The organism is Promicromonospora kroppenstedtii DSM 19349 (genome assembly GCF_000515355.1).
GTDB lineage: Bacteria > Actinomycetota > Actinomycetes > Actinomycetales > Cellulomonadaceae > Promicromonospora > Promicromonospora kroppenstedtii.
In genome coordinates, this window is the sequence record NZ_KI911765.1 from 82937 (window position 1) to 96772 (window position 13836).

At 70.8% G+C, this 13836-nt stretch carries 14 protein-coding genes; 4 read left to right on the forward strand and 10 right to left on the reverse strand.

The annotated features are described in order from the left end of the window. A partial coding sequence (locus tag PROKR_RS29905) for a GAP family protein (protein WP_036971453.1) occupies nt 1–378 on the forward strand: 378 nt, incomplete at its 5' end. A gap of 19 nt (nt 379–397) precedes the next feature. On the opposite strand, the gene PROKR_RS29910 is transcribed toward PROKR_RS29905, so the two are convergent. From PROKR_RS29910 to PROKR_RS29930, 5 genes are all read right to left on the reverse strand, one after another. After that, entirely contained in the window at nt 398–1528 is a 1131-nt protein-coding gene (locus tag PROKR_RS29910) for a branched-chain amino acid aminotransferase (RefSeq protein ID WP_036971456.1), read from the reverse strand. Between the two features lie 157 nt (nt 1529–1685). Continuing rightward, nucleotides 1686–2744 (reverse strand): 3-isopropylmalate dehydrogenase, encoded by a 1059-nt coding sequence (locus PROKR_RS29915; protein ID WP_036971459.1) that lies wholly within the window; start codon nt 2742–2744, stop codon nt 1686–1688. Between the two features lie 96 nt (nt 2745–2840). Continuing rightward, nucleotides 2841–3371 carry a pyridoxamine 5'-phosphate oxidase family protein gene (locus PROKR_RS29920; RefSeq protein ID WP_036971462.1) on the reverse strand — a complete coding sequence of 177 codons (531 nt, stop codon included), beginning with the start codon at nt 3369–3371 and terminating at the stop codon, nt 2841–2843. Nucleotides 3372–3485: 114 nt separating this feature from the next. Further along, nucleotides 3486–3884 (reverse strand): VOC family protein, encoded by a 399-nt coding sequence (locus tag PROKR_RS29925; protein ID WP_036971572.1) that lies wholly within the window; start codon nt 3882–3884, stop codon nt 3486–3488. Between the two features lie 180 nt (nt 3885–4064). Further along, on the reverse strand, nt 4065–4721 hold the full coding sequence (locus PROKR_RS29930; protein ID WP_245606037.1) for an ASCH domain-containing protein: 657 nt from the start codon (nt 4719–4721) through the stop codon (nt 4065–4067). Nucleotides 4722–4939: 218 nt separating this feature from the next. On the opposite strand from PROKR_RS29930, the gene PROKR_RS29935 reads away from it, so the two are divergent. From PROKR_RS29935 to PROKR_RS29945, 3 genes are all read left to right on the forward strand, one after another. After that, nucleotides 4940–6178, forward strand: a complete 1239-nt coding sequence (locus tag PROKR_RS29935) for a quaternary amine ABC transporter ATP-binding protein (RefSeq protein ID WP_036971464.1) — start codon at nt 4940–4942, stop codon at nt 6176–6178. Next, nucleotides 6171–7094, forward strand: a complete 924-nt coding sequence (locus PROKR_RS29940; protein ID WP_051433513.1) for an ABC transporter permease — start codon at nt 6171–6173, stop codon at nt 7092–7094. Before PROKR_RS29935 ends, PROKR_RS29940 begins: the two co-directional genes overlap by 8 nt. A gap of 63 nt (nt 7095–7157) precedes the next feature. Then, entirely contained in the window at nt 7158–8054 is an 897-nt protein-coding gene (locus PROKR_RS29945; protein WP_036971467.1) for a glycine betaine ABC transporter substrate-binding protein, read from the forward strand. A 137-nt stretch (nt 8055–8191) separates the two neighbouring features. Here PROKR_RS29945 and ilvC read toward each other — a convergent pair whose 3' ends face one another. The 5 genes from ilvC to PROKR_RS29970 form a co-directional block, all read right to left on the reverse strand. After that, complete coding sequence (gene ilvC, locus PROKR_RS29950) at nt 8192–9220, reverse strand: ketol-acid reductoisomerase (RefSeq protein WP_020013645.1); 1029 nt, start codon at nt 9218–9220, stop codon at nt 8192–8194. A gap of 145 nt (nt 9221–9365) precedes the next feature. Then, nucleotides 9366–9890: an acetolactate synthase small subunit gene (gene ilvN / locus PROKR_RS29955; RefSeq protein WP_036971470.1), complete on the reverse strand. Its 525-nt coding sequence runs from the start codon at nt 9888–9890 to the stop codon at nt 9366–9368. Nucleotides 9891–9895: 5 nt separating this feature from the next. After that, nucleotides 9896–11773 carry an acetolactate synthase large subunit gene (locus tag PROKR_RS29960; RefSeq protein WP_036971472.1) on the reverse strand — a complete coding sequence of 626 codons (1878 nt, stop codon included), beginning with the start codon at nt 11771–11773 and terminating at the stop codon, nt 9896–9898. A 303-nt stretch (nt 11774–12076) separates the two neighbouring features. Continuing rightward, nucleotides 12077–12841 carry a hypothetical protein gene (locus PROKR_RS29965; protein WP_157602873.1) on the reverse strand — a complete coding sequence of 255 codons (765 nt, stop codon included), beginning with the start codon at nt 12839–12841 and terminating at the stop codon, nt 12077–12079. Then, the coding region (locus PROKR_RS29970; RefSeq protein WP_036971476.1) for a hypothetical protein at nt 12838–13836 on the reverse strand (999 nt) is incomplete at its 5' end. The genes PROKR_RS29970 and PROKR_RS29965, both read right to left, overlap by 4 nt.

Here is a 13836-nt window from a genome sequence, read left to right on the forward strand (position 1 = left end):
GGCAGGCTGAGCCGCTGGCGTGAGCGCGCGCTCGGGAGCGAGTCCGGCAGCTGGCCGGCGCTGGCCGGGCTGGCGGTCGGGGCCGGGCTGGTCGAGGTGGCGTCGATGCTGCCCTACCTCGCCGCGCTGGGCCTGATCGGCACGCAGGGTCCGGGGTGGCCGACGTCGGGCCTCTGGGTCCTGGGGTACTGCCTGGTCATGATCCTGCCGGCCCTGGTGCTGACCGCCGCGCGGGTGTTCGCGTCGCGGCTGGTGGAGCGACCGCTCAGTCGCCTGGACGGCTGGCTGACACGGAACGCGGCGAGCACGACGGCATGGGTCGTCGGGATCGTCGGGTTCCTCGTGGCCCGCGACGCGATCGGCCGCCTCTGGGGCTGACCGACCGCGCCGACAGTGATCAGGCCAGACGGCGCATCCAGCCGTGCCGGTCCTCGGCACGGCCGTACTGGATGTCGGTGAGCTCCTGGCGGATGGCCATGGTGAGCTCGCCCGGCTCGCCGCCGTTGAGCTCGTGGTCGAAGGTCGAGCCGGCGAGCCGCCCCACCGGCGTCACGACGGCGGCGGTGCCGCACGCGAAGAACTCCTTGACGGCGCCGGACTCGAGGCCCGCGATGACCTCGGCGAGCGGGATGCGCCGCTCCACCACGTCGTAGCCGCGGTCGGCGGCGAGCTGCAGCACGGAGCCGCGCGTGATGCCCTCCAGGATCGAGCCGAGCTCCGGCGTGTGCAGCGTGCCGTCCTCCATCACGACGAAGACGTTCATGCCGCCGAGCTCTTCGAGGTAGGTGTTGGTGGCCGCGTCCAGGAAGCACACCTGGTCGAAGCCTGCCTTCTGGGCCTCGAGCTGCGGCAGGAGGCTCGCGGCGTAGTTGCCGCCAAACTTCGCGTCGCCGGTGCCTCCGGGCGGGCCCGCCCGGTGGTACTCCTGGGACACGTAGATCGACACGGGCCGCACGCCGCCCGCGAAGTACGGGCCGACGGGCGAGGCGATCACGAGGTACTCCGCCTCGAGCGACGGGCGCACGCCGAGGAACACCTCGGACGCGTACATGAAGGGCCGCAGGTAGAGGGAGGAGTCCTCGCCGTCCGGCACCCAGTCGATGTCGGTACGGACCAGCGCGGCCAGCGAGCCGATGAAGTCGTCCACGCTCAGCGACGGCAGCGCGAGGCGGTGCGCCGACCGGGCGAAGCGCGCGGCGTTCTGGTCCGGGCGGAACGTCCAGACCGAGCCGTCGGCGTGCTTGTAGGCCTTGAGGCCCTCGAAGATCTCCTGCGCGTAGTGCAGGACGGCGGTGGCCGGGTCGAGCAGCAGCGGACCGTACTTCTCGATCCGCCGGTCCTTCCACCCGTCGGCGCTGCTCCAGGAGATGCGCGCCATGTGGTCGGAGAACTTGGTCCCGAACTTCGGGGCGCGGAGCGCCTCGAGGCGGTCCTCGTCCGACGTCGGCGCGTCGGTGGGCCGCACGTCGAAGAGCGCCACCAGGTCTTCGAGCCTGGTCGGGAGGATGGGGTCCGTCGTAGTTGTCATGTCGATGCCTTTCACCGGAATGCTGCTGTCAGTCTTCCACGCCCGGCAAGGCGGCGGAGCGATCCGAGCCGGACGTCTGCCCGGACGGCTCCCGACATACGAGAGCGGCGCCCGGGGATCGGTCTGCGAGACCCGGGCGCCGCTTTCGTGAAGCGTGCTACCCGATCACGCGGGCCGCGATGTCGCGGCCTACCTGGTCGGTCGTGCGTACTACGTCGCCGCGCGCCGCGAGGTCGGCGGCGACGGCGTCCTGGACGCGCGCGGACTCGGCCGCGAAACCCAGGTGGTCGAGCAGCAGGGCGACGGAGAGGATCGTCGCGGTGGGGTCGGCCTTGCCCTGGCCGGCGATGTCGGGCGCGGAGCCGTGCACCGGCTCGAACATCGACGGAGCGGTGCGGTCCGGGTTGATGTTGGCCGACGCCGCCAGCCCGATGCCGCCCGAGATCGCGGCGGCCTGGTCGGTGAGGATGTCGCCGAAGAGGTTGTCCGTGACGATGACGTCGAACCGGCTCGGGTTGGTCGTCAGGTAGATGGTCGCGGCGTCGACGTGCGCGTAGTCGGTGGTGACGTCGGGGAACTCCGCGTTGACGGCCTCGACCGTCCGGCGCCACAGGTGGCCGGCGTGCACCAGCACGTTGTGCTTGTGCACCAGCGTGAGGTGCTTCCGGGGACGGGCCGCGGCACGCGCGAAGGCGTCCCGGACCACGCGCTCGACGCCGAACGCGGTGTTGACGCTGACCTCGGTGGCGATCTCGGCGGGGGTGCCGACGCGCAGCGCGCCGCCGTTGCCCACGTACGGGCCCTCGGTGCCTTCACGGACGACCACGAAGTCGATCTCGCCCGGGTCGGCGAGCGGACTGGAGACGCCCTCGTAGAGCTTGGTCGGGCGCAGGTTCACGTAGTGGTCCAGCGCGAAGCGCAGCTTGAGCAGCAGCCCGCGCTCCAGCACGCCGCTCGGGACCGACGGGTCGCCGATCGCGCCGAGCAGGATCGCGTCCTGGGTCTTGATCCGCGCGAGGTCCTCGTCGGTGAGGGTCTCGCCGGTCGCGTGCCAGCGCCGCGCACCGAGGTCGAACTCGGTGGTGGAGAGCTTGGTACCCGACGGCGCCAGCGCCGCCTCGAGGACGGAGAGACCCTGCTCCACGACCTCGGTACCGATGCCGTCACCCGCGACCACCGCGAGATTGATGCCGTCTGTAGTAGCCACCTGTGCCATGTCCGGAGCCTACGCGTGCCGTCACCCCGCTGAGACGCGGGTCTCACGGTATGGACGAAACCCGGGACCGGTCGGCAGGCGCGCAGCCGGCTCGGTTCAGTCGAACTCGAAGGACGTCGCACCACCCTCCCCCCGCACGTAGAGCGCCGTCGCCCGGGTGGGCGTCACGCGGTAGACGTGCCACGGTGCCGGCCCCGCGGACGGCGCGCTGTACGGGGCGGTGAGCGCCGAGCCGGACGCGTCCGGCTCGCACGGCCAGCCGCCCTCGTTGAGCCGCCGGGACACCTCGGCCACCTCCTCCCGGTCCGTGACCAGGCGCGCCGTGCCGTCCACGACCGTGTCGTAGTCGGCCGTCGCCACCGCGACGGCGCACCGCGGGTCGCGCTCCAGGTTCCGGGCCTTGAGCGCCGAGCGGCCGGACACCACCCAGTAGGCGCCGTCGAACCAGATGGCGCCGATCCCGGTGACGTGCGGGCTCCCGTCCGCGTTCACCGTGGTGAGCCAGTGCGAGTGCCGGTCCGGGCCACCGGTGCCCGGAGCCTGCGTGAGCCGGTCCAGGCTGGCCGCCACGGGCGCCCAGTCCAGGGTCGGCAGGTCATAGAGGGTCGCGAGATTCTTGGTCTTCATACCCTGGCCGACCGCCCCGGCGACCGGAACTCATCGGCGGCCGCGACTCTGCTGGTCCGGACTGCCCCGGGGCTGCCGGTTCCGGGGCTGCTGGTCCGGGCTGCTGGTCCCGGCCTACTGGTCCCGGGCGGACAGCACGCAGAACTCGTTGCCGTCCGGGTCGGCCAGCACGGTCCAGGTCGCCTCGGCCGGCTGGCCGACGTCGATCACCGTGGCCCCCAGGTCGACCAGCCGCGCGATCTCGGCGTCCCGGTCGTCGCTCGTGTGCGGCGCGAAGTCCCAGTGCAGCCGGTTCTTGCCGGACTTCTCGTGGTCGACCGGGACGAACACCATGCCTGGCGGCACCTGGTGGAAGTCCAGCCTGCCGGAGAGCTCGAGCGCCCACGGGGGCACCACGACCACCTCGGAGTCCAGGTCGAAGACGACCTCCCAGCCCAGGGCCTCAGCCCACCAGCGGGCCAGCTTCCGGTGGTCCGTGGACTCCACCACGTTCGAGTACCAGCGCAGCGCCATCGCCTTCACCTCTCGTCGAGACCGATGCCCCCACGTTAGGCCGAGCCACTGACACTCCCCGGGGGGCGCCCCTCGACACGGCACCCGGCTCGTCGGACGTAGGGTTCGTCGCCGCAAGAGCCTCCTTGCGCCGACAAACCCTACGTTCGACGCCTGAGGACATAGGCGTCAGGCGTCAGGTCAGCGCTTCGGGTAGAGCAGCTCGAACCGCTCGCACACGATCGGCATGTCCGCCGAGAACTCGCGGCCCTCACCCAGCGTGCGGCGGAAGTACGCCTCGTGCCCCGCGCGCCACGACTCCAGCGTGCGGTCATCCTCGCCCTCGGCGGCCGCGAAGTCGTCGTCGACCTCGTCGAACGTCGTGGTCACGACGCTCGTGGTGCGGATCAGCGCGCGCGGGTGCCGCTCGCCGTCCAGCAGGATCGACAGCTCGCCGACGACGGGAAGCGGCGCGCCCTCGTCGTCGTAGTCCCACAGGGCCGACGACGTCGCCGTCTTGTCGCCCGCGAGGACCGCCGCGAGGAGCGTCTCCGCCAGCTCGGGCTCGTCGCCGAACGACCAGGCGGGCGGCGGCACGGTCTCGCTCACGGTGTGCCCGACGACGATGCTCGCCTTGGCCATCCCGGCGTGCTGGCGGGTAGCGCCCCAGAAGTCGAGCACCTCGGCGGCGAGCTCGGCGTCCTCCACCGGCACCGACTCGGGGTCGAAGGTCGCAGGGTCGAACTCCTCCGGCTCGGCCCCGGCAGGCTCACGCTCCACGCTGTCGCGGGACTCCGCCCCGGCGGCGGCGGTCTGCTCGTTGTCGTCCGCTGCCTGCGGATTCGCGTCGTTGGTCACGGGGACATCTTGCCCTAACAGCCCGTGCCGGACGACGCCCGGCGGGCCGTAACGAACACTGAACGATCCGGTAACGAACGCTTACCTAATTTGCATGTGCGTGACTTGACATGGTCTGGTGAACGGCGGTTCACGTCGCACCGACGTACCTTTTGAGACTTTTCGTAACCAGTGCTGCCCAGATGAAACCAAGACAACTGCCAAGACGAGGGGGCTCTGTGCCAGCTATCGAGGCACATCACCTGTACAAGGTGTTCGGCCGCAAGGGTCGCGAGGGCGTCAAGCGCCTCGAGGCCGGCGCCGGCACCGACGAGCTGAAGGCCGCAGGTCTGACACCCGCGGTGATCGACGCGTCGTTCACCGTGGAAGAAGGAGAGATCTTCGTCGTCATGGGCCTGTCCGGGTCCGGCAAGTCGACGCTGATCCGCATGATCAACGGGCTCCACGCCCCGACCTCCGGGCACGTGGAGCTCTACGGCGAGAACATCACCGCCGCCACCGGCAAGGACCTGCGCCGCCTGCGGCGCCAGCGGATCAGCATGGTGTTCCAGCACTTCGCGCTCTTCCCGCACCGCTCGGTCATCGACAACGCCGCCTACGGCCTGGAGACCCAGGGCGTCGGCAAGGAGGAGCGTCGCGCGCGTGCGCACGAGGCGCTGGAGCTGTGCGGCCTGAGCGGCTGGGACGAGCATCTGCCCAGCGAGCTCTCGGGCGGCATGCAGCAGCGCGTCGGCCTGGCCCGGGCGCTCGCCGCCGACACCGACATCCTGCTGATGGACGAGGCGTTCAGCGCGCTCGACCCACTGATCCGCCGGGACATGCAGGACCAGCTGATCGAGCTGCAGCAGAAGCTCGGCAAGACGATCCTGTTCATCACCCACGACCTCAACGAGGCCATGCGCATCGGCGACCGGATCGCCATGATGCGCAACGGACGGATCGTCCAGGTCGGCACCGCCGAGGAGATCCTCACCGACCCGGCGAACGACTACGTGGCGCAGTTCGTCGCCGACGTCGACCGGACCCGCGTCCTGACGGCGGCGTCCGTCATGGAGAAGCCGGCCGCCGTCCTCGGGGCCGAGCAGGGGCCGCGCGCCGCGCACAAGCTGATGCGCGAGCACCAGATCCCGGCCATGTTCGTCACCGGACGCGACCGCACCCTCAAGGGTTACGTGACCGAGGACGAGGTCGGCCGGCACCTGGAGCAGAAGGACCTCACCGGTCTGCTGCACCCGGTCCCGGGCCTCGCCAGCGTCTCCCCCGACACCTCGCTCGCCGACCTCTTCGGCCCGGCCGCGGAGACCCCGGCCATCGCCGTGGTCGACGACGCCGGGCGGCTCATCGGCGTCGTCCCGCGCATCACCCTGCTCTCGGCGCTCGCCGCGCACGCAGAGACCGACGTCGCGGACGCTCCCGTGACGGCCGACGACGAGACCAAGGAGGCCGCCCGTGCCTGAGAGCGCCGCCCCCGTGACGATCGTGCCGCCCATCCCGATCGGCACCTGGCTCGAGACCGGCTTCACCTGGTTCAAGCAGACGTTCGACGCCTTGTTCGACGTGATCGGTGACCTCATCACCGGCGCCATCAACGGGATCGCCGACCCGCTCCTGGCCCTGGACCCGCTGGTCCTGGCGATCATCCTCGCGCTGCTCGGCTGGCTCCTGCGCAACTGGAAGCTCGGGGTCGGGACGCTGGTGGGCCTCGTCCTGATCATCGGGATGGACATGTGGGAGCCCGCCGTCGAGACCCTCGCCCTCGTGGTGGTCGCGACCGTGGTGGCCCTCATCCTCGGCATCCCCCTGGGCATCCTCGCGGCCCGCTCGCCCGTGGTCAGCCGCATCGTCAAGCCCGTGATGGACTTCATGCAGACCATGCCCGGCATGGTCTGGCTGCTGCCGGTGCTCAAGCTGTTCAGCATCGGCGTGGCCGGCGCCCTCGTCGCCACGGTGATCTTCGCGCTGCCCCCGGCCGTCCGGCTCACCGAGCTCGGCATCCGCCAGGTCGACGGCGAGGTCGTCGAGGCCGGGCAGGCCTTCGGCGCCGGACCGCGGCAGATCCTCAAGGACATCCAGCTGCCCCTGGCTCTGCCGACCGTGATGGCCGGCGTCAACCAGGTCATCATGCTGGCCCTGTCGATGGCCGTGATCGCGGGTCTGGTCGGCGGCGGCGGCCTCGGCAACGAGGTGGTGGGCGCGATCTCGACCCTCAACCTCGCCCGCGGTTTCGACGCCGGCATCTCCGTGGTGATCCTGGCGATCTTCCTGGACCGCCTGACGGCGTCGATCGGCTCCCGCCGTCCTGGTCACGGCCGCCTGCGCGAGCTGCGCGAGCGGTTCACCCGGACCCCGGCGACCGCGGCCAGCGCCTCCTGACCCTCTTCCCAGACCTACCTCCATACATAACGAACCCCAGATATACGAAACGGAAGGACACCGATGATCGGCACGACCGGCAAGCGGATCGGAGCGGCCGCACTGGCTCTCGGCCTGGGCCTGAGCCTCACGGCATGCGCCTCGGGTGACGAGAGCGGCGGCGACGGCGACAAGACCATCACGCTGGGCATCATCCCCTCGTGGACCGACGGCCTGAGCACCGCCTACCTGTGGAAGAACATCCTCGAGGAGGACGGGTACACGGTCGAGATCACCGAGATCAACGACGCCGCGCCGCTGTACACCGGGCTCGCGGAAGGTGACATCGACATCTTCCCGTCCGCGTGGCCCGAGGTGACCCACGCCGCCTACATGGACGAGTACGGCGACGACCTGGAGGACCTCGGCACCTACTACGACGGCGCCAAGCTGACCATGGCCGTCCCCGAGTACTCCGAGCTCCAGTCCATCGAGGACCTCATCGGCAAGAGCGCCGACTACGACGGCAAGATCGTCGGCATCGAGGCGGGCGCGGGCCTGACCAAGGCCACGCAGGAGCAGGTCATCCCGGAGTACGGCCTGGACGAGGACGGCTGGACGCTGCAGACGTCCTCCACCCCGGCCATGCTGAACGCGCTCGACGAGGCCGTCCAGGCCGAGGAGGACATCGTCGTCACGCTGTGGCGGCCGTTCTGGGCGAACAACACGTTCCCCGTGCGCGACCTCGAGGACCCGAAGGGCGCCCTCGGCGAGGCGGAGGGCCTGCACGAGCTGGCCACCGCCGGGTTCAGCGAGGAGTTCCCCGAGGTCGCCGAGATGATCGGCAAGGCGAAGCTGGACGACGAGCAGTACGGCAGCCTGGAGGACCAGGTCGTCAACGAGCACGAAGGTGACCCGGCCGCCGGCGTCGAGGCCTGGCTCGCGGACAACCAGGACTGGGTCGACTCGCTCAAGAGCTGACGTTCCCGGAACACGACAGCGCCCCGCTCTCCGTACGGAGGGCGGGGCGCTGTTCTTGCTGTCAGCCCGGCTGGGCCGACGAGCGGTCAGCGGACGGCTCGGGTCAGCGGACGGCCCGGGTCAGCAGACGGCTCGGGTCAGCGAGCGGCCGAACCCTCGACGTAGTCCGAGTCGGCCGGCTTGATCCACGAGAACATCTTGCGCAGCTCGCGGCCCGTGGCCTCGATCGGGTGCTGCTCGCCCTTGGCGCGCAGCTCCTTGAACTCCGGGGCGCCCGCGTCCTGGTCCGCGATGAAGCGCTCGGCGAAGGCGCCGTTCTGGATGTCGGCCAGCACGGCCTTCATGTTCTCCTTCACGCGCGGGTCGATGACGCGCGGGCCGGAGACGTAGTCGCCGTACTCGGCGGTGTCCGACACGGACCAGCGCTGCTTGGCGATGCCGCCCTCGACCATCAGGTCGACGATCAGCTTGAGCTCGTGCAGCACCTCGAAGTACGCGACCTCCGGCTGGTAGCCGGCCTCGGTCAGCGTCTCGAAACCGTACTGGACCAGCTGCGACGCGCCACCGCACAGCACGGCCTGCTCGCCGAACAGGTCGGTCTCGGTCTCCTCGGTGAACGTCGTCTTGATGCCGCCGGCGCGCAGGCCGCCGATGCCCTTGGCGTACGACAGTGCCAGCTCCCAGGCGGTGCCGGACGCGTCCTGCTCCACCGCGACGATCACGGGCACGCCGCGGCCGTCGGCGAACTCGCGACGCACGATGTGGCCCGGGCCCTTGGGAGCGACCATGAGCACGTCATGGCCGGCCTCGGGCTTGATGTAGCCGTAACGGATGTTGAAGCCGTGCCCGAAGACGAGCGCGGCGCCCTCCTTGAGGTTCGGCGCGATGTCCTCGGCGTACAGGTGCCGCTGCACCTGGTCCGGCGCGAGGATGACCACCACGTCGGCGTCGCGCACGGCGTCCGGAACGGTGGCCACGGCGAGGCCCTCGTTCTCGGCCTTGGTGCGGGAGGAGGAACCCTCGCGCAGGCCGACGGTCACCTGGGCGCCGGAGTCACGCAGGTTCAGGGCGTGCGCGTGGCCCTGGCTGCCGTAACCGATCACAGCGACCTTCTTCTGCTGGATGATCGACAGGTCAGCGTCGTCGTCGTAGAACAGCTCAGCCACGGTTCTTGCTCCTCAGTTGATTACTCGGGTGGAAAGAAGTATCGATGGGTCGCGCGCTCAAGCGGAGCCCACGCCGCGTGAGACCGACGTTCCGCTTCGGGCGGGCACCTCGTTCCTCGGTCCCACCCTCCACTTCACTCTGGTCTCACGCAGACCTCACCGCGCGCTCGAACGCACGGTCGGTGATGGACCGGGCGCCACGGCCGATGGCCAGCGTCCCGGACTTGACGATCTCACGGACGCCGTACGGTTCCAGCGCCGCGAGGAGCGAGTCGAGCTTCGCCGCCGGTCCGGTGGCCTCGATGACCACCGAGTCCGGCACGACGTCGACGACGCGCGCCCGGAACATCTCGACGACTTCCAGCACCCCGGTACGGGTGGCGGCGTCTGCCCGCACCTTGACGAGCAGGAGCTCGCGGTGCACGGACGACTCGGGTTCGAGCTCGACGATCTTGATCACGTGGACGAGCTTGTTGAGCTGCTTCGTGACCTGTTCCAGGGGGTGTTCCTCGACGTCGACCACCACGGTGATGCGCGAGATCTCCTCGTGCTCCGTGGGGCCGACGGCCAGGGAGTGGATGTTGAACGCGCGACGGGCGAACAGTCCGGCGACGCGCGTGAGCACGCCGGGCTTGTTCTCCACGAGCACGGACAGGGTGTGCCTCGACATGGGGGTCAGTCCTCTCGCTCCCACGCCGGCGAGATGCCGCGTGCGTACTTGATGTCGTCGTTGCTCACGCCGGGGGCGACCATGGGCCACACCATCGCGTCACGCGAGACGGTGAAGTCCACGACCACGGGCCGGTCGTCGATCTCGTTGGCCCGCTTGATCGCCGCGTCGACGTCGGAGGCGTGCTCCACCCGGATGCCCTCGCAGCCGTACGCGTCGGCGAGCTTCACGAAGTCGGGCACGCGCATGGTGCCGTGCCCGGTGTGCAGGTCGGTGTTGGAGTAGCGCGACTCGTAGAAGAGCGTCTGCCACTGCCGCACCATGCCCAGCGAGCTGTTGTTGATCACCGCAACCTTGATGGGGATGTCGTTGATGGTGCAGGTGGCGAGCTCCTGGTTGGTCATCTGGAAGCAGCCGTCACCGTCGATCGCCCAGACGGTCCGGTCCGGCTGGCCGACCTTGGCACCCATCGCCGCGGGCACCGAGTAACCCATCGTGCCGAGCCCGCCGGAGTTGATCCAGGTGTTGGGCCGCTCGTAGCTGATGAACTGTGCCGCCCACATCTGGTGCTGCCCCACACCCGCGACGTAGATGCCGTCGGGTCCGGTCAGCTCGCCCAGGCGCTGGATCACGTGCTGCGGCGAGAGGTTGCCGTCCTCCGGCTGCGAGTACCCACGGGGGTAGGTGCGGCGCCACTCGTCGAGCTGGCGCCACCAGCCCTCGACGTCCGGCTTGCCGTGTTCCTCGTGCTCCTTGGCCAGCTCGGGCAGCAGGTCCCCGATGACCTCGCGGAGGTCGCCCACGATCGGCACGTCGGCCTCGCGGTTCTTGCCGATCTCGGCGGGGTCGATGTCCGCGTGGATGATCGCGGCCAGCGGGGCGAAGCTCGACAGCTTGCCGGTCACCCGGTCGTCGAACCGGGCGCCGAGCGCGAACACGAGGTCCGCCTTCTGCAGCGCCGCGACGGCGGGCACCGTGCCGTGCATGCCGGGCATGCCCAGGTGCTGAGGGTGGCTGTCCGGCACCGCGCCGCGCGCCATCAGCGTGGTCACCACGGGCGCGCCGGACAGGTCGACGAGCTGGCGCAGCAGGTCGGCAGCGCCGGACCGGATCACGCCACCGCCCACGTACAGCACCGGCCGCCGGGCCGTGGCCAGCAGCTTCGCGGCCTCGCGGATCTGCTTCGAGTGCGGCTTGGTCACCGGGTGGTAGCCCGGCAGGTTCAGCTCCTGCGGCCACGAGAACGTGGTGCGCTCCTGCTGTGCCGACTTCGAGATGTCCACGAGCACCGGCCCCGGGCGCCCGGTGGAGGCGATGTGGAACGCCTCCGCGATGGTGCGCGGGATCTCAGCAGGGTCGGTGATGAGGTAGGAGTGCTTGGTGATCGGCATCGTGATGCCGACGATGTCCGCCTCCTGGAACGCGTCGGTCCCGATCGCGGACGCGCCCACCTGGCCGGTGATCGCGACCATGGGGATCGAGTCCATGTTCGCGTCGGCGATCGCCGTCACCAGGTTGGTGGCCCCGGGGCCCGACGTCGCCATGGTGACACCGACCCGGCCCGTCGCGTGGGCGTAGCCCGAGGCCGCGTGGCCGCCGCCCTGCTCGTGCCGCACGAGGATGTGCCGCAGCTTGGCGGAGTCCATCAGCGGGTCGTAGGTGGGCAGGATCGTGCCGCCGGGAATGCCGAAGACGACCTCCGCACCGACCTCCTCAAGGGAGCGGACGATCGACTGCGCCCCCGTCACCTCCTCCGGCCCGACGCGCGGTGCGGCGACCTCGGTCTCGGCCTTGCCGCCTACGCGGGACCGAAGCTCGGTGCGCACCTGGTCACGCGCCTCGGCGCGCGCGGCGATCTGTGCGGGTGTCGGTGTGCCGGTCATACGGATCTCCTGCCGTCGCGCCCCGTCCTGGGGCGAAAGCGAGCGTTCGTGACAACAAAAAAACCCCGGGTCCTTTGGTGAGAAGGACTGCCAGGGTGAGCGCGCGGACGATGCCTGTGCTGGGCCTAGGCCGCGCGCTCAGGAAGTACTACGAGAATGATCGTCTGCACGCCACGCACGTTACGCCGAAAACCAGCCGGTGTCACCCAGCGGGCCAAAGGTCCCACGATCCGAGACGCCACGGTCGTCCAGCCGCGGGATCACGGGGGCCGCCGGGTCTGCCCGCTGCCCCCAGCCTACGTCTCAGCGCACGTCCCGGTGGCGGAAGACCACGGAGCCGAGCAGGGACAGCACCACCGCGATCCCCAGCAGCAGGAGCCCGCTGTGCAGCAGCGGGTCCGCCAGCAGACCGTCGCCGGACGGGACGGTGCGCGTGCCTCGCACCCAGGCGTCCGCGTTGCTGAACGGCAGCCAGCTCCCGACGCCGGACGACGCCCCCAGCACCACCTGTTCCTCGACCAGGAACCACGCCACCGCGAGCCCGACCGCCACCCACCAGCGGCGCACCAGCAGGCCGAGCGTGGCACCGCTGACCGCCGCGCACACCGCGAGGGCGAGGACGCGCACACCACACCAGACGAGCGCCTCCGCCAGGTCCGACGGCGTGCCACCCAGCACCCCGGCGCGCTGCTGCGTCCAGTACATGCCGAACGCGAGCACCGCCCAGGCCGCCGTGATGCCGGGCACCACCGCCAGCCCGGCCGCCGCCAGCTTGGTCCAGTAGACGCGGCCGCGCCGGGGCTCGACGGTCAGTACCGCCCGGGTCCCGCCCGACGCCGCCACCCCGGTCACCAGCAGCACACCCGCCACGTAGGCGAGGAAGATCGACGTCATCGCGTAGAACGAGATCTGCCCCTGCTCGAGCATCGCTGCCAGCGTCGACGCCTCCGGCTCGAACGCCGTCACGGCGACCGCGAGCACGACGTGCGCCAGCATCGCCACCGCGATCCACCGGATCGCCGGCCGCGCGGCGAACCGGCGCAGCTCGGCCCACAGCAGCCCCATCATCGCTTCCCCTTGGAACGCTTCTTGCCCCGGCCGGAGCCCGGCCGGCCGGCATTCTGCTGGCTTGAACCCCGGGGTCCTGAGTCGCCCGGTCCTGAGTGGTCCGGTCCTGAGTCGTCCGGGTCGGGATCGTCGGACCAGTCGTCGTACGCGTCGCTGCCGTCCGGATCGAGGTCGCCCGGCTCTGCCTCGCCCAGCTCTGCCTCGTCGAGATCGGTGGCGTCCGGGTCGAGGTCCTCGAGCCCGGCGCCCTCCGCCTCGAGCCGTTCGAGCTCGAGGTCGTCCGGTTCCCGATCCTCCGCCTCCGGCGCCCCCGACTCAAGCCCCTTCGGGTCGCTCGCCGCGTCCTGGCCGCCGGACGTCTCCGCCGCGCGCCGGCCCAGCAGCGACCGAGCGCCGTCCTCACGGGCCGACAGCCGGGCCGTCCTCGCCGTGGCGGCCTCCTGCTTCCGGGCGGAACGGGCGTCGGACCCGGACTGCTTCTGCGCCGCCCGGTCGTCGATCCTGGCCTGCTTCGCGTCGACCTTCGCCTGCCGTGCGTCGAGCCTGCTCTGCTTCGCGGCAGCCTTCGTTTCCTCGACGGCCTGCTTGTCGGCCTGCCTGGCCTCCGCGGCGGCGCGCTTCGACTCGGCGGCGGCCTGCTTGGCCGCGGCCTTCGCGTCCGCGGCCGCCTGTCGCTCGGCGAGCCGCGCCTCCTCGGCCGCCTGCTTCTCCGCGACCTTGGCATCGAACTCGGCCCGCCGCTGGGCGAACCTCGACAGCTTCGTCGGCGCATCGGCCTCGCTGGACGCGGCTCCCTCGCCCTTCCCGTCCGTGGCGGACGCCGGAGCAGGCTTCGCAGTGACCCGCACCGAGTCCGCAGCGGGCACTGTCGACTTCGACCCCCGAGCGCCGGGCTTCACGCCGGTCTGGGCCGCCGCCTGCGGGCTCACCGACCTCCGGGCCTCCTTCGCGGCGGCCCGCTCGGCCTGCGCCGCCTCCTTCGCGGCAGCCCGCGC

What these genes read in the sequence shown, in the direction of transcription:
- PROKR_RS29910 (WP_036971456.1), bottom strand. Translation starts at nt 1,528, where the DNA reads ATGACAACTACGACGGACCCCATCCTCCCGACCAGGCTCGAAGACCTG.
- PROKR_RS29965 (WP_157602873.1), bottom strand. Translation starts at nt 12,841, where the DNA reads ATGATGGGGCTGCTGTGGGCCGAGCTGCGCCGGTTCGCCGCGCGGCCG.
- PROKR_RS29945 (WP_036971467.1), top strand. Translation starts at nt 7,158, where the DNA reads ATGATCGGCACGACCGGCAAGCGGATCGGAGCGGCCGCACTGGCTCTC.
- ilvN (WP_036971470.1), bottom strand. Translation starts at nt 9,890, where the DNA reads ATGTCGAGGCACACCCTGTCCGTGCTCGTGGAGAACAAGCCCGGCGTG.
- PROKR_RS29920 (WP_036971462.1), bottom strand. Translation starts at nt 3,371, where the DNA reads ATGAAGACCAAGAATCTCGCGACCCTCTATGACCTGCCGACCCTGGAC.
- PROKR_RS29915 (WP_036971459.1), bottom strand. Translation starts at nt 2,744, where the DNA reads ATGGCACAGGTGGCTACTACAGACGGCATCAATCTCGCGGTGGTCGCG.
- PROKR_RS29925 (WP_036971572.1), bottom strand. Translation starts at nt 3,884, where the DNA reads ATGGCGCTGCGCTGGTACTCGAACGTGGTGGAGTCCACGGACCACCGG.
- PROKR_RS29960 (WP_036971472.1), bottom strand. Translation starts at nt 11,773, where the DNA reads ATGACCGGCACACCGACACCCGCACAGATCGCCGCGCGCGCCGAGGCG.